At 50.4% G+C, this 17777-nt stretch carries 11 protein-coding genes; all 11 read right to left on the bottom strand.

Translation table 11 applies throughout. The annotated features are described in order from the left end of the window. Nucleotides 1-11: 11 nt before the first annotated feature. The 11 genes from HPY27_RS22840 to HPY27_RS22790 all read right to left on the bottom strand — a co-directional run bounded on the left by HPY27_RS22840 (nucleotide 12) and on the right by HPY27_RS22790 (nucleotide 17638). Nucleotides 12-2537, bottom strand: coding sequence for an SEL1-like repeat protein (locus HPY27_RS22840; RefSeq protein WP_174226041.1), 2526 nt, complete (start codon nucleotides 2535-2537; stop codon nucleotides 12-14). 143 nt (nucleotides 2538-2680) lie between these two features. Then, complete coding sequence (locus tag HPY27_RS22835; protein WP_174226040.1) at nucleotides 2681-3418, bottom strand: PIG-L deacetylase family protein; 738 nt, start codon at nucleotides 3416-3418, stop codon at nucleotides 2681-2683. 10 nt (nucleotides 3419-3428) lie between these two features. After that, nucleotides 3429-4445: an N-acetylglucosamine kinase gene (locus HPY27_RS22830; protein ID WP_017252156.1), complete on the bottom strand. Its 1017-nt coding sequence runs from the start codon at nucleotides 4443-4445 to the stop codon at nucleotides 3429-3431. Beyond that, the gene (argH, locus tag HPY27_RS22825; RefSeq protein ID WP_069848172.1) at nucleotides 4445-5953 is read right to left on the bottom strand and encodes an argininosuccinate lyase; all 1509 of its coding nucleotides are present in this window, start codon (nucleotides 5951-5953) and stop codon (nucleotides 4445-4447) included. The genes HPY27_RS22830 and argH overlap by 1 nt, the downstream gene beginning before the upstream one ends. Nucleotides 5954-6062: 109 nt before the next feature. Further along, complete coding sequence (locus HPY27_RS22820; protein WP_174226039.1) at nucleotides 6063-8594, bottom strand: NEW3 domain-containing protein; 2532 nt, start codon at nucleotides 8592-8594, stop codon at nucleotides 6063-6065. 120 nt (nucleotides 8595-8714) lie between these two features. Continuing rightward, nucleotides 8715-11234: an NEW3 domain-containing protein gene (locus HPY27_RS22815; protein ID WP_217438071.1), complete on the bottom strand. Its 2520-nt coding sequence runs from the start codon at nucleotides 11232-11234 to the stop codon at nucleotides 8715-8717. Between the two features lie 54 nt (nucleotides 11235-11288). After that, on the bottom strand, nucleotides 11289-13016 hold the full coding sequence (locus tag HPY27_RS22810; protein WP_017252160.1) for an ABC transporter permease: 1728 nt from the start codon (nucleotides 13014-13016) through the stop codon (nucleotides 11289-11291). A gap of 14 nt (nucleotides 13017-13030) precedes the next feature. Beyond that, the gene (locus HPY27_RS22805; protein ID WP_017252161.1) at nucleotides 13031-14107 is read right to left on the bottom strand and encodes an ABC transporter ATP-binding protein; all 1077 of its coding nucleotides are present in this window, start codon (nucleotides 14105-14107) and stop codon (nucleotides 13031-13033) included. A 123-nt stretch (nucleotides 14108-14230) separates the two neighbouring features. Then, on the bottom strand, nucleotides 14231-15355 hold the full coding sequence (locus HPY27_RS22800; protein ID WP_106834236.1) for an extracellular solute-binding protein: 1125 nt from the start codon (nucleotides 15353-15355) through the stop codon (nucleotides 14231-14233). 24 nt (nucleotides 15356-15379) lie between these two features. Next, the gene (locus HPY27_RS22795; protein ID WP_017252163.1) at nucleotides 15380-16558 is read right to left on the bottom strand and encodes an ROK family protein; all 1179 of its coding nucleotides are present in this window, start codon (nucleotides 16556-16558) and stop codon (nucleotides 15380-15382) included. Between the two features lie 801 nt (nucleotides 16559-17359). Continuing rightward, nucleotides 17360-17638, bottom strand: coding sequence for a hypothetical protein (locus HPY27_RS22790; RefSeq protein WP_017252164.1), 279 nt, complete (start codon nucleotides 17636-17638; stop codon nucleotides 17360-17362). Nucleotides 17639-17777 lie beyond the last annotated feature (139 nt).

Below are 17777 nucleotides of genomic sequence, written 5' to 3'. Positions count from 1 at the left end.
TTTTGCTTTTTCTACGATTGTGCAAGCTCCTCAGGAATATCAAGACCTGCCTTTTCCGCTTCTTCGATGTGCTTTTTCACCAGGAGCTCGTCCGTAAATTGTTCTTCATTCCGGTAAATCCTTGCCAGTTCGAGATGCGCATGCGGGTAGTTTCTTTCCAAAGCAGCGTGAAAATAAGTGATAGCGGCGTCGATATTTTTGGCTGTACCGTAGCCATTATAGTAGAAGATCCCCAAATTATAGGCACTGATATCGCCGCCTACTTCGTAATCTTGGTGATAATAATGCAGCGCCTTTTCGTAGTTTGCTTTTGAATCGTGAAGATAGCCAAGCCAACCATAAACCGGCGAGCCCAATAACTCCCCCTGCTCATAATGCCAGAGGGCCTTGTCCAAATCTTGCGGCACCAGTTCTCCGTCATAATAGATGGCGCCCAAATTGTTGTGAGCCAGCGCATGAGCGTGTTCTGCCGCCTTGCCCATCCAGTACATTGCCTGATCGGCATCAGCTTCCGTGCCTACCCCGTGTCGATAGCAACAGCCTAATCCATTCATAGCATGGTGGTTGCCTGCCGCAGCCCCTAATTCATACCAGTAAAAAGCTTTATCAGCATCCTCGAAGCCTTCTCGACTGTAATACATATGCGCAAGGTTGTTCATGGATGGGGCATAGCCCTTTTTAGCAGCAAGCGTATCGTACAGAATGGCTTTCTCATAATCACCTGCTTCATACGCTTCCATGCCCAGATTGTACAACGTTTCTACTGGCGTGTACTGATCTACACTGTCAACATCGGATTGCTCCCCTTTGGCATAGGCCAGCAGTCGCTTGCGAACCTCAGCATCAAAATAATAGCTGGAATAACGATCTTCTACATCCTCCAGAACGAGCGTTTTCTCTGCCCTCGACAGCCCATACTCGCTTACTACATAAACGTCGTGACCCTTGAGGGCATAAGCAAAACCCCCGACAAATGCCTTTTTCACCACCAAATCGAATTCAAAATCACTCCATCTCTTTTCCGGCGATAAGGCAATGCTCCATAATCCATTTTTCTTCAAAGCATACGCATCCTGATGCATCCGAAAAATATTCTCATAATCGTCTAAGGGGAATAACCATGCTGGCTGATCGGCATCTCCATAAAAAACGCCTAGCTTTCCATCTTTTTTGGCCAGCACCTGATTGCCCTGCCTTGTCTCCGTATAAACCTGCAAATCAATCAGTTCATCGTATTCATACGGCAACAGAAGGCTCTCCTGCTGCTTGCCATAAGCGGCGTACCTCTTTCCCTTGCGTAGAACAAGTAGATTCGGAAAATGGGTTTGCCGATTCAATTTATCGAAGCCGGATGCGCCGACAGCGCCGTCTCTTTTGTACAAGGTGCTATGACTTGCATCCTTGTGTGGTTTGACGAGGATAAGCCCTTCGTCGATCTGTTCCACCGCCGCCAGAGGGAATTCCCCGATGTATTTCCAATATTCGTTAAAGATTTTCTGATTTTTCCTGCCTTTAACCGCTGTATGGTAAAATCCGTCCCCACACTTGAAAGCTTCTTCATGCTCAAAATCTATCGTTACAAAACCAGCTTCCCCCAGCACGCCCCATTTTCCGTCTTTCTTTGCCGTATAAAATCGTTGGTAATCGAGCGGTTCCAATTCTTCATAGTCGGTAGGGACAATTGTTTTGCCTTCCAGATTGATCAGACCATATCGATCGTTTCGTTTGACAATGGCACCAGCAGAGCCGTATTCAAAATCGTAGGCATCCTCCCACTCCAATGGAATGACACTTCTCCCGGATTTATGTACATAGCCGTATTTACCATCTCGGGCGACCACAGCGAGATCTTCGGAAGCGAAATCATAAAAGGCATCGAACTGAGGAGCGAGCAATACGTTTCCCTCTGCGTCTTTTAGACCAAGCAAGCCAGCTTCCTCAAAAATCTCCACGTCGGAATGCTCTTCATAAGGCTGCCAGATGTGTCCCCAGCCGTATTGGTAGTCCTCATAATTGAGCAGCTCGGCAAAAGAACGAAAGCCTGGGTTCACGTCCATCAATTCGGAGTAGTTCAGCAATGAGATGTCATCGTTGTCCATTGCCTTTGTCATGATCTCGTTGTTATTGGCAATATTGGCGCGCAAAGTTTCCGCCTGCTCGTCATGAGGGATGTCATCCATATTGAATACATCCCAGGCATCGATGTGAAAATACGGAAGCGTTCGTTTTTCCAGATAGCTCAGAAGCTGATTTCTCGCATATAAAAATGCTTCTTTGTTACGGATTAGCCCTTCCTGTCTCTCCAGAAAATCGTAGAATCGCTTCACGTTTTCGATGCCTGTCTGCGCGTCGTAATAGAGTCCGGAATTGTCCGGCTCGGTATGGTTGTTGTAATTGTTTCCGGCGATTGAACCACCTTCTATGAAGAGCGGCTGCAAGAGTAGTGGGACCTCATAGCCCCATTCCACCATCATCGTGTCGTTGTCTTGCGCTTGAGAGGGCTCACTGACGTTATATACATAGACTCTGTGTGACATGTCTTCTCTCCCTTTGATTTCCACTTGCACTTGATCACATTGTAAGCAAATCTAGCAGGGCAAAACAATCCGACTGATGTTCTATCCAACGAAAAAGGCTGACAAGCAAAAATCATGCTGGTCAGCCCTTTCTACTTTTTAGATTACAGGTCAATGAGAGGAATACTCCCACCCACACTAACCGGCTCGATCGCCTTGCCCGCTGACCGCACCAAAGTAAAGTACTCATAGCAGCCAATGACACCAAAGTCCCCATCGATCACACCCGGATAAGCGCGATTCACGGAATACTCCTGACTCAAGTGAGCCTTCAGCGCCTCTCCTTTTTGTTTCCGATAGCTCGAAATATCGACCTTGCCTGTAATCGGAACTGCTGGCTTTGGACCATGATCCGGGCAATGATCGTAGTAGTGCGGGATCGAAACATAGTACAGATCAGGATATTCTGCGGGAGTCAAGCTCGCTTCCGCTTGTTCGACCGCTCGCGTCGTCGCCTCGCACGTGACGATATGATCGGGATGACCCGTTACCCCGTCCGGCGGAAACGTCACGACGACATGGGGCTTCCATTCCTCTATCGCTTCCCGAATCTTACCCACCAGCTCATCCAGATCGGCATTTTGCAAGGAACCATCCGGGTACCGGAACAAGTCAAGACGACTGATTCCGAGCACTTCCGCCGCTGTTTTCAGCTCTAGCTCTCGATGTTTTGCCAGCTTGACTCGGCAATCGATATCGAATGGACCACTGCGTCCTTTGCAGCCGGAGGTAATGCACAAATAGCACGTTTCATGTCCGGCGTCCTTGCACTTTGCCAACGTTCCCCCGCAGGCAAAAGACTCATCGTCCGGATGTGGAAAGACAACCATTACTTTTTTCATTTCTAGCACCTCACTTGCCGCCCGATTGGCGTTCTAAATAAGCCAATCCTTTTGCAATGACACCGTAAATAGGATCGTTTTGTGCATTTTCGATGACGACCTGCGAAGCGTACTCTCGGACGCGCTCTACGACGATCTCACGTACCCGATCATCGTTTTGCAAAACGCCCCCCTGCATGATCATCTGAAACGGCTTGGCTTTCATTTGCAACGTATCAATGACAGCCCGAGCAGCATCGAAAAGCTCTTCGCCTGCGACCTGCAAAATAGCTGCTGCCACCTTATCTCCGGCAAGTGCTGCTTGACTGACCAACGGCGACAGCTCTGCTACCTTCTCTACGGAATAATGCTCACTGTACGTCCAGTTAAACAATTCATCTACGCGTCCCAGTCCAACGTGCGGGAGGAGCAGCTCCTTCAATACGGTCGGCTCGCCACGGCCATCCGCTGCTTTTAATACAGCCATAATCGCTTGCTTGCCGATCCAGTAGCCGCTACCCTCGTCACCGACCCGATGCCCCCAGCCTCCTGCTCGAGCCGTTTCCTGTTCATCGTTTACACCAAAGGCAATCGAACCTGTGCCTGCGATGACCAGAATGCCGGGTTTGCCTCCGGTCGCACCGAGCAATGCCGCAAATCCGTCGTTTTCCACAATCAGGTGCTGGACGCGAATATCGAGCTGGTGCAGTACCTTGCTCACCATCCGCGAGATTACCTGTCGATCATACTCTGTGTCCAGGCCAGCGATCCCGAACACCGCGCACTCGATTTCCCATTCGATTGGTCCATCCAGTGTCGAAGTGCCACTCATAAAGGGGGCAACTGTTTGACGAGCGATCGCATCGTCCAGAGCTTGGCTGATCGCGGCAACCAACTCACGAGCTGCCGCTTCCTCCCCGATCCCTTGATAATTGCATGAACCGGAGCGTCCTGCACCGATTTCATTTCTGGAGCGGTCCACCAGTACCGCCAGACACTTGGTGCCCCCTCCGTCCACTGCCAGAAGAGGTATTCGCACCACTGCCATTACCCCACACTCCATTCAGCTGTCATCTGATCAAGCCCTTTCATCACATTCGCATTCGCCTGCTTCTTCTGTGCCAGCCATTCTGTTTCCTGCTGGAGAACCGCTTGGCGAACGGCGATCATGCGCTTCATTTCCTCTGGATTTGGTCCACCAGGAAGCTTGCGGATCATTACGAAATGAACGGGGTCAAGCGCCAGTCTGAGCTCTTCTGCTGTGAGCGACAGCTCCCGCCCGATTACTTCCACGGCTGCACGGTTTACCAGCTCCAAGCTGATTTGGTTTGCAGCGAGTTGCTCGCTCATCGCTTCTTTTACCACACGACTCACGATGTGATGAGATTTGCGGAACGAAAGCTGATCCGTGCGCACCAATGTATCCGCCAGCTCTGTGACGGTCGCAAAGCTGCCCTTTGCCCGCTCCAAGAGGACGTCCTTGTTCACTTCCATCGTACCCACAACACTCGCCATCAAGCGATACATCTGCTCGAGTACTCCCATGCTCCGCCACGCGTACGGCTGCATGTCATCCTCGGTGTCCACGATATCGCCAAAAGGCGTATTGTGCATCATCGTAAGCACTGTCGTCGCATTGCCTGCTGCACTGGACAACAGAGAGCGCATATGTTCAAAGGAAACCGGATTTCTCTTTTGCGGCATGATGGAGCTGATCTGCACGTATGGACTCGCGACTTTTAACCCCGCGAATTCCTGTGTGCACCACAGTAGCATATCTTGAACCGTACGCCCCAAATTAATCGCTGCCAATTGTACGGCTGTCGCTACTTCCCCCAAATAATCAGCGCCGCAGACTGCATCATAGGAATTTTCCACCAGCTCATCAAATCCGAGCAATTCGCGCATCCGCTCCCGGCTGATCGCAAAGCCAGAAGTCGTCAAGGCCGCTGCCCCCATCGGTGAGCGATTGACTGTGTGATAGGCTTGGATCAGTCGTTTGATATCACGGCTGAGCATGTCAGTAGCCGCCATGATGTAATGCGCCATGGTCGTCGGCTGTGCCTGCTGTGTGTGCGTGTAGCCAATCATGATCGTATCCACATGCTCATTTGCAAAGAGGAGCAAATGCTCTTTCAGATAGAGGGCAGAAGCCAAGGTCACCAACAATTTTTCACGCAGCACCATACGGTATATGGTAATCCCCATGTCGTTGCGGCTGCGAGCCAGATGCAGATTTCCTGCCACATCAGGAGCCAGTTCCAGCAAACGGCTCTCTACCTGAAAGAACAAATCTTCAAACTGTCCGGTGTAATGCGATTGGCGCAGCTCTTCCATTTCGATCCCACACAGTGCACCAGCAATTCTTTTGGCCTCATCGTCTGTGAGCAATTCTTGTTCACGAAGCATGATCAAATGTGCCTTGTTGATCGCCATCATCGGATGCAGCAAATGGTGCTTCGCTTCATTGAATGCAGGCTCCAAAACCGCCTCCACGTATGTCTTGCCAGGGAAACTGGCTCCCTCCTGTTGAAAAATTCGATCTCTGTAATTCATCTTTCTTGCATCTCCTTCCTACCCATTCGTATGCCGCTTCTATTTTTGCGTCTGATCTTCTTTTAGGAGGGGGGCGACCGCCGAACGATCGCCTTCCCTTCTACTATGATTACTGCTGTGGGCTGATCATGTTGACAAACAATCGGATCGCACCCGGTACGAGTGACGGAATTTCGCGATACCACACGAGCGAGCTGTAGGTATACGTTCCTTTTCCATACTTGGCAGTGAGGTACGTACCCGTAAATTCCTTCTCACCTTCATCTCCATTGGAGATGAGCTCTGTGTATTCCTTGCCCCACTCGGAAGGATTGTAAGCGGAACGATCCTGAATCCAGTTGTCCCAATCTTCCTCCGTGATTTTGTTTGGCGAATGGAATAATGCATGATCAGGCGCCAATACTGTTACCTTGGATTTTTCGTCTGTGACACGCCATTGAATCAGCGGAGCACCGATTTTGATCGGATAAGGAGCCAGCTCCGGCTTCCATTTATCCTCTGGCTTGTGGTATTGCACGACCAGATTTCCGCCGTTTTCCACGTATTTCAACAAGCGTGCATTTGAAGGAATCAACTCAGGTCGGAAACCATAAGCGCGTATGCCCAGCACGATCGTATCGTATTGATCCAAATCGCCAGACTCGATGTCTTTTGCCGACAAATTGGTCACATTGACTCCCAATTGGGACAAATACTGATCGATATTGTCAAAGCCACTGGATACGTAACCGACCTTCAATCCTTCCGGCACCTTCAGGTCAAATGCCTGGATCGCAAGCGTCGCTGGTTGAACAAAGTAAGTCGTGCCGATATGCGGGTAACGGATGACTTGGGCGCCGTGTCGACTCTCTTTACCATTGCCAGATGCTACTGCTGTCACCGTATACTTATTCGGTTGGACCGAAGCATCTGCTTTGACTGTAAAGGCAACCGACTTCGTTTCTCCCTTGGCCTCAAAGGCGAGCGGTGCTGCTTGTGGTTCTACACTCCAGCCTTTTGGCACATCGAGAGTAATGGTTGTTTTGGCTGCACCTGGATTGTAGTTTTTCACCGTAACCTTGACAGGGATTGGCTCCTCTGGCTTCTGCGTATTCAAAACCGTCGCATTTGGACTCAGCACCATAGAAAAAGATGGAAGAACTGCAATGGCATCTGCTGGTGTCACATGGCTATTCGCCGTCGAGCCTGCGAAGTTGTAGCTGACATCTGCCGTAATGGCTGGAGCGGCATACGGTTGGAACAGAGCGGCATCAGAAGGAACCGTAACATCAAATGTCGTTTTCACCGTCTGATTGTAGCCGAGCGATGAGAAACTGGTGGACGATTGCGGCTTGGCTTGCCAGCCTTTTGGTACATTCAGCGCGAGATTGATCTTCCCGACTTTTGCTTGGCCGCCGTTGTAAGCCGTAACCGTTACTTTTGTCGTTTGGCCTGCTACCAGCTCAGTTGTCTCAGGCTTTACCTTGGTTACGAGCGAGAGCGCTTCGGCACTAGCCTTGTTCAACTGGGATTTCTTCACTCCCAATCGATGGCGCAAGTCTGTTTTCGTGTCAGTTGGCAAGGAGGACGCTTCGACTACTGCCGTCGCTTTTTCCACATCCGCCAGCATTTCATGTGCTTCCTTGGCTACTGAGGCAAAGCTTGGGTACGCAGCAATGACTTCTGCGGCATCCTTTTGCAGCTTTTTCAGTTCACCCGCGACTTTTTCCCCGCCAGACTGTCTGGCAACTTCCTTGGCTAAATCGTCAAACGAATAGGCAATTCCCGTAAAAAAGTCCGCTTCCTTGTCTTTTGTCTCTACGATGGATTGATCGAGCTTGTAATAATTGAAGCTTGGCCCTTCGTCATAGTGACGTCCCATCCCCTGGCTCTTGTGCATAAAACGGGATTCTTCGCCGAGTTGGACGTAAGAGGCACCATAAATTTCGTCATAGTCGCCAACAGGCACCTTGACCGAGTAATCCTGTTCCTTTGCAGGCAGATACAGCTTCTTCACCTGCCAAGGAGCCAAGCCTTCCTTTGCATGCTGCGGAAAAACGTTTGGATCTGCGGCATCCTTGAATGCCCGTACCGTAATGACATTAATCGCGCGATGATGACCGTGAGTCGAAGGTTCGTTCAAAAATGCGGGAATCACGACATCGGGTCTCAGTGTCCGGATACGGCGGATGAGCTTTTCGTACGCGACATCCTCGCCCCATTTTTGAAGAGTTTCATCCGGACTTTTGGAAAAGCCGAAGTCAAAAATAGGGTCATCGATTTTTTCACTGAGGTTCTCCAGATGGATGTTCGTGATTTTGGAAGCTTCCTGCAATTCGCGGGTACGAATGATCCCCAGCGCATTACCCAGCTCGCTGCCTATCTCGTTCTGTCCTCCCTCGCCTCGGTTCGCAATGACACTGGATGTGTCCACCCCTTTGCCAAGCGACAAATACGCGAGCATCGAACTGTGCTCATCGTCCGGATGTGCTCCGGTGTTCATCGCACTGGCAATCGTGGTGAGCGGCTTAATGGCTTTCCACAGGTCGACAACCCCGCGGTCTGCATGGGCGGTCTCGGGTGCTACCGGCATAATCAGACTCGTGGCTAGCACCGCTGCAGTCGTAATCGTGTACAGCTTGGCAAGTTTCCCCTTACTCAATGAACGTTCCTCCATTCCATTTTCAGATTGATGTCTATATCAATCATGGCGGTCTGTACGTTTGTAATTCATTGATGTAGCCATGGATCGACCCACGGTTGGCCCGGAGTGGATGGGGCATTACTGCTTCTGACTGATCATGTTGACGAACAAACGAAAAGCGCCAGGGACTAGCTGTGGAATCTCGCGGAACCAGGCAAGCGAGCTGTAGGTGTACGTCCCTTTTCCATAGTGCGCCGTGAGGAAAATGCCGCGAAACTCCGGTTCTCCCGGATCACTTGTCGCAATCAGCTCGGTATACTCGCTTCCCCAGCGAGAAGGATTGTAGATGGAGCGCTCCTGCACCCATCCATCCCAGTCTGCTTGGGTAATCACATTTGGCTCCTGGAACATCGGATGGTCAGGGGCCAGCATACGGACGTCTGATTGCTCATTGGTCACCCGCCAATCGATCAGCGACTCGCCGATAAAAATAGGGTAAGGTGCCAAGTACGGCTTCCATTTGTCCTCCGGCTTGTGATATTGAACGACGAGATTTCCGCCGTTTTCTACATAGTGCAAAAGACGCTGGTTGCTCTCGATTAATTCGCGGCGGAATCCGTATGCGCGAATGCCGAGAACAATCGTGTCGTAGCGGGACAAATCGCCCGATTGTATTTCGTTTGCGTCGAGATTGAGGCAATTCACCCCAACCGCGCGCAAGTATTTATCCATATTGTCAAAGCCGCTGGATACATAGCCGATCCGTTGATTTTTCGGGATGGCCAGGTCAAAGGCTTGAACAGTCAGCGTAGCAGGTCGGATGAAATACGTGCGACCGACATGCGGGTATTCAATGACCTGCACATCCTGCGCGATCTCTGTCACACCGTCTGTCCCCGCGACCGTAGCGCTGATCTGATATTTGCCATTTTTCACTTGCGGCGTGGTATGAACAGTAAACGCAATCGTTTTCGTCTCGCTGCGGAAAGAAAACGGGACATCGACAAAGGCTGGCTCCGCCGTCCAGCCTGCCGGAACAACGAGAGCGACCTTGGCTGTAGAGCTTCCCGGACGGTACTGTTTCAGTGTTACCTTAACCGGGATCGCCTCATCCGTATGCAGCGTGTTTCGCACCACATCTGACGGTGTCAGCGTGACGGCATACGGCGGAAGCACAGCTACACGGCTATCCGGCTCCACGCGAATCGTACTGGCTGTATCGAAGGCGAAATAGAGCACCTCGACATCGAGAACGGACGGCTTGTAAGGATGGAACAGCTCCGTCTGTGCAGGAATCGATACCTCAAATACGGTGCACACCGTCTGATTGTAAGCAAGTCGTGGAAACGCAGTTGGCGTGAGTGGTTTCGCCGTCCATCCAGCGGGGACACGCATACGCAGCTGCACATGCTCAACCTCAAGCGAGCCGCCGTTGTAAGCCGTTACGGTGACGGTTGTCGTCTGACCTGCCACCCACTCGCCCGTCTCCGGTTTGATTTTCACGACCAATGACAGAGCCTCGGCACTGGCACGGTTTAGCTGCGCTTCCTTGAGTCCTAGCCGATACATCAAATCAATCTTTGTTTCTTCATCGAGTGGAGCCTTGCATACTTCTTGTTGTGCAGACGCAAGCAAGGCCTTCATGCGGTGAACCCTTTGTGCCACCTCAGCAAAACGCGGGTAGGCATTCAAAATATCTGTAGCCGCATCGTGCATACGGTGAAGCACTTCGGCGAGTTCTCGCCCGCCTTTTGCCGCGATACCCTGCGCCAGATCAGCAAAACTGAAGAGCAGTCCGAAAAAAAAGTCACGCTCTTTTTCCGGTGCCGGGGAAACAGATGCATCCAAGCGGTAGTAATTGTAGGTCGGGCCTTCGTCGTAATGAACACCCATGCCCTGTGTCTTATGCATAAACCTCGATCGCTCACCAAGCTGGACATAGGATGAGCCGTAGATTTGGTCGTATTCCCCCACGGGTACAGCCACGTGATAATCATCGTTGTCCATGATAGGCAAATACAGCTTTTTCATTTGCCACGGCAAAAGTCCAGCCTGCCTGTGCTCCGGAAAGATCTGTGGATCGGCCGCTTCGTGGAAAGCACGCTGTGTCAGTAACGTAATCGCCCGGTGATGTCCGTGTGTCGTCGGTTCATTTTCAAAGCAAGCGATGACGACATCGGGGCGCAGCTCCCTGATTTTTCGAATCAATCGCTCGTACACGACCTCTTCGCCCCATTTGCGGAAGGTTTCTTCGGCGCATTTGGAGAACCCGAAATCATGAATGGGATCATCCAGCTCTTCGCTTAAGATGCCAAGCGTCACATTGCCGAGAGATGAGGCTTCTTCCAGTTCGCGCGTGCGGATAATCCCAAGCGCGGTACCTTGCTCGCAGCCGATTTCGTTTTGGCCGCCTTCCCCTCTTGTCGCGATCACACTCGTGGTATACACGCCTCTCCCCAGCGCCAAGTAAGCGAGCATGGCACTGTGCTCATCGTCTGGATGGGCACCTGTGTTCATGGCACTGGCAATGGTAGCGAGCGGCTTAATCGCTTTCCATAGATCGAGCAGTCCGTGTTCCCCCTGCATGGTGCGAAGAGATGCGGGAATGGGCGGGCAGGGCAATTTAGTCGGCTGCACCATCGGTGATTTCTTGTCCATCGATTCACTGACATCCACGTGAAGCTCCCCCTTTTTCACGAAGGCATCCAGCTTTTACACGGCAGTTCCCGCTTTATCTCCGGTCAGTTTTCTGGAGATGAACAATACGATGATGATGACCACGATTTGCAAGACACCATAGGCGCAAGCGGTGCCGAATTCATTACTGTACATGCGTTGGAATACCGCGACAGACAATGGCGTTGTCTTCGGTGTGAAGATCAGAATCGAAGCCACAAACTCCCCGATACACTGGACGAATGCCAAGAGCGTACCTGCGAGAATTCCACCCCAAGCCATCGGGAACACGACACGTCTGAAGCTGTACCACCAGGAAGCACCCAAATTCCGCGCAGCCTCCTCGACGGATGGGTCCATCTGCATCAAAGTCGCATTGGTAGAGCGAAACACAAGTGGTAGATGTCGGACAAAATACGCCAACGGGATAATCCAGAATGTTCCGATCAAAACCTGACCAAAGCTGAATGCATTCGGCTCACTGAACGCTGCAATCAGGTTGATCGCCACAACTGTCCCTGGCAATGCCCATGGCAGCATGATCAACACATCAAGAAGCGTTTTCCCGCGAAACTTGAGGCGAACCATGGCATAAGCCGCAGCTACACCGAAAATGATGATCCCGATTACCGCGATAGCAGACAACTGCAAGCTGTTGAGAATCGGACGCCATGTCTTGCTATCCGTGAACAAATCCATGTAATGCGACAAGGTATACTCCGGAGGTAATATTTGCACCGTCCAGGTACCATCCACCGAGAAGGAGATGAGTACCAATACGAGAATTGGCAGCATCAGAATGACTGTACCGATAAACGACAGCACAATCGTGGTGTAGCGTCCTGCTTTGCTCTTGATCTCGGTACGGTGCACGCTGACCCCTTTGCTCAAATTCTGGTAGTTGCGCGCGCCTTGGTACCAACGCATGATCAAAAGAAAAGCCACGGAAACAATCGAAAGAATCGTAGACTGTGTCGCAGCCATGTCCAAATCTCCATTGGTGCGAGACAGATAGATTTGCATCGTCATTGTCCGGTCAATTCCGAAAATGAGTGGCGCCGTATAAGAAGCCATCGAAATCATGAAAACCAACAGAGAAGACGCGACCATAGCTGGCGTAAGCATCGGCAAAATAATGCGCCGCCAAACGGTAAAGCGATTCGCTCCAAGACTGGCTGCCGCCTCTTCCAAGGACGGGTCGAGTCCCTTGATTGCTGCTGTAGCTGTCATGAAGAAGTAGGTGTACATCGTAAACGTATGAACGACGACCACACCCCAAATTCCTTTTAACGAGAAAGGAACCTGGGCAAGCCCGAACAGCTCTTTGATCGCCCGTGGAATGATTCCACTCTCTCCGTACAAAAAGGTAAACGAGAGAACGCCAATGAGTGGAGGCAGCGCCATCGGAACCAAAGCCAGAACAGAAAGGATTTTTCGTCCAGGAAAATCATAGCGTTCCAATAAAAACGCCATCGCGACGCCAACGATTCCGCATGTAATGACACTCAGAACCGATATGTAGACACTGTTCCACAACGCTTCCAGGTTGGCCGTATGCTCCAGGCTGAAGAAGCGAATATAGTTTTTCCACGTAATTTCTTCATCGATTTTGATACTCGCAACGAACGTTTCGAACAATGGATAAACGACATAAGCCAACAATATTAAAAAGAGTGGCGATACCAGCACGTAGACGAAGGCGGGTGAAGCGGTGATGGACTTTCGTCTGGCTGCTGTCGGCGCTTGCTGCAACTCTGCTCTCAAAAGCTTCTTCCCCCTTATCCGGCAAAATAAATGCTCTCTTTCGGTATATGTAGGCCGATGGCATCGCCGCGCTGTTTAATCGGTCGTCCCAGGTTGATCGACATGCTGCGCAGGCTCTCCGTTCCTACCTCCGTGACGTAATTGACACACGCCCCTGTAAATTCAGACATGACAACAGAGCCTGTCACTACATTTTGTCCCTCGTTGCCTGTACTCTCCAGGACGGATTCAGGACGGATGGACATTGTCACCTTCTCCCCAACTGACAGCTGTGCACGTGGAGAAGCGTTTTTCTTAAATCCGCTGAGCATTTGTCCAGAAGCCGTGCGAACCAGCACTTCGTCGCCATCAAACCCTGTAACTGTCCCTTCCCACAGATTCGTCTCGCCGATAAAAGAAGCGACAAAACGGTTTACAGGACGATGATAAATCTCATGCGGTGTGCCTATTTGCTGCACCTCTCCGCTCTGCATGACCATAATCCGGTCTGACATCGACATCGCTTCCGCCTGATCGTGCGTAACGTAAATCGTCGTAATCCCCAACTCCAGCTGGAGTCTCTTGATCTCAAAACGCGTCTCCTCGCGAAGCTTCGCATCCAGATTGGACAGCGGCTCATCCAACAGCAGAATCTGCGGCTCGATGACCAGCGCCCGTGCCAGTGCTACCCGTTGCTGTTGTCCTCCAGAAAGCTGATCAATGCGGCGTTCGCCATAGCCTTCCAGACGGACCAGCTTCATGATCCGTTCTACGCGCTCTTTTGCATCGGTTTTGTTCACTTTCCGAACCTGCAAGCCAAACGCGATATTTTCAAAAACAGTCATGTGCGGGAACAACGCGTAGTTTTGGAATACCATCCCGGTATTGCGCTTATGCGGAGGAAGAGATGTAACCTCCTGTGATCCAAAGCGGATATGGCCATCCGTTGGATAATAAAAGCCGGCAATCATGCGCAGGGTAGTCGTTTTGCCGCAGCCACTCGGACCGAGAAAAGTAAAAAACTCTCCTGATTCGATATGAATGTGAACATCTTCGACCCCTTTTGCTTGGCCAAACCTTTTGTGAACGTGATCAAGTGTTACGCTGCTCATCGGGTTGTGTTTCCTCCTTCATCGCAAGTCATTTCAAGCTGCGTCCGTTTTCAAACAACTTCTATAAGTGACTAGACGGAAAGGACAACGCCTTCCCGCCTAGCTGCTTGAAAAAAACCTTCCTTACTTCTTGCCTTTGCCCTTGATGTTTTCATCCCAATGCTGCATCCACTCTTTTTCTTTTGCAGCCATGACAGCCCAATCGAGTTCCATTGGCTTCAGCTCGAGATTTTTCATGAAGTCTGGCAATTCGTCCTTGCTGATGTCCGTACGAGATGGGAACTGGAAGCGCTCCTTCGCCAATTGGGCAGCCATTTCAGGACTCATCAAGAATTCCATGAACTTTTTCGCTGCGTCCTGGTTTTTCGCGCCTTTTACCAGAGCCACGCCGTCTACGAGAATTGGTGCCCCGCTCTTCGGATAAATGAAGTCATACGGATGGTTGTTCTTTTTGCTTTGGATCAGCACGTCTTGGAGGTTCCACAAGGAGATGACGCCCTCTTGACGATCCAGCTTCAAATACAGGTTTGTCGGGTCTTGCGTGTACTCTTTTGTATTGGCATCGAGCTTGGTCAGCCATTCATAACCTTTTTCAGGAGTATCCGCCCCTTGACGGAAGATCATTGCAGAATAAATGGTACGCATCGTGCCGGACGGCAGTACGTTTCGGATAACGATCTTGTCTTTGAATTTCGGATCGATCAATTCGTCCCAATCTTGAGGCGCTTCTTCTGGCTTCAGCACCTGCGAGTTGTACATGATAACCTCTGGCAAAAGCATTTCGCCGTACCAGCGATCTTGTGGATCTTTGTACAAATCTGGAACCTTGTCTGCAAAAGTCGGCTTGTAAGGCTCCAGCAGATCTTCATTGGCTGCTGTCGCTAGAGCAGATTGGGTACCACCCCACCAGAAGTCAGCCTGCGGGTTCGCCTTCTCTGCACGAACGCGCTCCAAAATTTGTTGGGCACCCATCTCGAGTGTTTCCACTTCAATGTTCGGGTACTTTTCTTTGAATTTTGGCAATACGATTTCAAAAATGTTTTTGTCCCGTCCGGTGTAAATCACCAGTCTTTGTGGGTCACCCGATGAATCAGCAGGTTGAGCAGCCGTGCCTGATTGGCCGCCTGCGTTGTTGTCCGCAGGCTTTGCTTCCTGTCCTCCACTGCCGCACGCAGCCACAGTCAGAGCCAAGGAACTGACAAATACGCCCTTCATCCATGTTTTCAGCTTGCTAGTTGTCTTTTTCAAAACGAACTCCCCCTTTTGTTCTTCTCACTCTTTGTCAAGCAGTCGTGTGAAAGGAAACGCTTCCAAAACACTATGGACAGCACCAATCAAACCAGCTCGCTCCCCCAGACTCGCTTTTTCAAGATTAGGCACCTCGGGCACCCATTCTCTCAGCCATTCGTGAATTTGCTTCACCCCTTCACCATCGACGTGGACCATCTCCCCGCTCAGGATCAATATTTCCGGGTTCAAAATACTGATGATGTTCGCCATTCCGTACGCCCAATGTCGATACACATCTGCAAGAAGCTCTTTTGCTTCTGCATTTTGCTTGGCGTGCCGGATCAGCTCTTCTATGACACTCGACCCTTCCTGAAGGTCAGAGAGAAATCCCTTAGCCTGCGCTTGGATACCCGGAATCGAATAATGCGTCTCAAACACGCCTGACGCGCCATTCGGGCGATTATGTACCGGGCCGATCATCATGAAGCCGATTTCTCCTGCTGCCTCACGACTCCCCCGATAAAACTGTCCATCCAAAATGATCCCTGCCCCAATCCCCGTTCCTACATACATGTAGACGACGTTGGTATGGCCGACCCCTGCTCCACGGACATACTCGCCCAGTGTCATCATATTCACGTCATTGTCGATAATGACGGGCAGTCCGAGTCGCGCTTCGATGGTCTGCTGAATCGGTGAACCCATCCATCCTGTGCTGGGCGAAAAACTGACGGTTCCACTGCCACGCTGTGTGACTCCCTGCAAACCAACGCCCATTCCGAGTAGACGCTCTCGCGGGATGCCGCTTTCACGCAGCAAGCGATCCAGTCCGGCTGCCAAATCTTCGATGACGGTTTCGCCATTCGCTGGTTGTGCCAGCCGTTTGCGATAGCGAGCCAAGAACTCACCTTTCATATCTGCGATGGCCATGTCCAGGGTAGATCCTTCAAAAATCGCGCCTGCAATGGCGTACGCCTGATAGTTGTACTCCAACAAAATCGGCTTGCGACCGCCTTTGGAATCGCCCATTCCTACTTCTTGTAGGAGTCCTTCCTGGATCATTTCATCTACGAGGGCGGAAACACATGGACGGCTGAGATGTGTCTGCTTGGAGATATCTGCGCGGGAAATTTGCCCGTGCAAGACGACCTGTTGCAATACTTCTTCTTTATTCAGTTTTTTCACGAGTTTGCTATTACCTGTTTTTTTGGGAGCTTGCACGCTTCTTCGATCACCGCCACACAGTTAGTTAACATTACTAACAAAGATAACCAAATTATAGACACGACGACTACCAATGGTCAAACAATTTACATTTGTCTTTCAGATATTTTTTGGATTTTCAGTATATATATCCCTTGTTAAATAATACTAAAAATCCACTTGTCACTCTGTTGTGGTGGGGAGGAAACAGGAGAAAACGCTCAGCTTCTTGTCCCACCCGCTGGGGGATTCACTGCCCGACTCCATGCAAAAAGCGAAACCGCGTCCAAAGTGGTCCATTCAGGATGTGTTTCAGAGGTGGACGCTTAAGGGCGTGTTTCGCTTTTTGCATTCCGTCTCGGTCGGTGTACCAAAGATCTTCGCTTATTTCTCCTGTTTCCTCTACGAGCTGTTAAAGTTATTCGTTTTTTAAAAGCTTGAAAAGAACGAAGAACGTAATCAGATACGCCAGAGAAGAATATTTCCAGACGTAGCGACTTGTGGAGTCCTACCGAGCGGAGAAGGGATTAGCGGGTAAAAGAAACGCAACCGTGCTCATGCGACGTAGCGGCTACCACTTTTGCGTTTCCCCGCTAATTCCTTTGGAGCGGGCAGTCAAAGCTTCCCTGAGGGACGGAGCCTGGAGCCTAGACTGGAAATATTCTTCTCCCCACTGCAGCCACCGTCTTTCAGATGGTTTTTAGATTTTTTACCATGATAACCCTTTTGCGTTGTGGTAATAAAAAAGCACATCACCCTCTACAAGGGGAATGTGCTTGGAACACTACTCTTCTTTTCCTGATAACCAGACGTCCTCTATTAGTCTATATATCCAGCGATTCCTTTTTTAATCAAGTATTCCATCTCTACATCCAGGATCTTCTCGACGGTGATCTCATCCAGCTTCACATCTGACTTACCCATGATGTAATCTACGAGATCATCAAAATCAACGTCGACATCACCTTTTGCATCTGCCTTCGCACTGTTCATGTACGCTTGCTCATGCTTGAGTACGATCATGATTTTTTGCGGATCTACTTTTGTTTTGGTAGCTAAATGCGAAACGAGTTCCTTTTCGTTTACTTGCTTACTCATTTGTTGTCATCTCCTATTTCTCTTACCTTCTTTCATTTTACAATATTATTGCCGTTCCACACAGAAAAAGAAGCTAGGAAAAACGAAACCGTTTTTCCCAGCTTCTTTACTTTTGAGGGACTCCTTAGACTGCCCCTTG

The sequence above is a fragment of the Brevibacillus sp. HB1.1 genome (genome assembly GCF_013332445.1).
Classification (GTDB): Bacteria; Bacillota; Bacilli; order Brevibacillales; family Brevibacillaceae; genus Brevibacillus; species Brevibacillus porteri.
The sequence above is the reverse complement of the archived record's forward strand: the minus strand, read 5'-3'. Positions and strand labels throughout refer to the sequence as shown.

Coding starts and splice junctions, on each gene's coding strand:
- HPY27_RS22840 (WP_174226041.1), bottom strand. CDS start 2,537: ATGTCACACAGAGTCTATGTATATAACGTCAGTGAGCCCTCTCAAGCG.
- HPY27_RS22835 (WP_174226040.1), bottom strand. CDS start 3,418: ATGAAAAAAGTAATGGTTGTCTTTCCACATCCGGACGATGAGTCTTTT.
- HPY27_RS22830 (WP_017252156.1), bottom strand. CDS start 4,445: ATGGCAGTGGTGCGAATACCTCTTCTGGCAGTGGACGGAGGGGGCACC.
- argH (WP_069848172.1), bottom strand. CDS start 5,953: ATGAATTACAGAGATCGAATTTTTCAACAGGAGGGAGCCAGTTTCCCT.
- HPY27_RS22815 (WP_217438071.1), bottom strand. CDS start 11,234: ATGGACAAGAAATCACCGATGGTGCAGCCGACTAAATTGCCCTGCCCG.
- HPY27_RS22805 (WP_017252161.1), bottom strand. CDS start 14,107: ATGAGCAGCGTAACACTTGATCACGTTCACAAAAGGTTTGGCCAAGCA.
- HPY27_RS22790 (WP_017252164.1), bottom strand. CDS start 17,638: ATGAGTAAGCAAGTAAACGAAAAGGAACTCGTTTCGCATTTAGCTACC.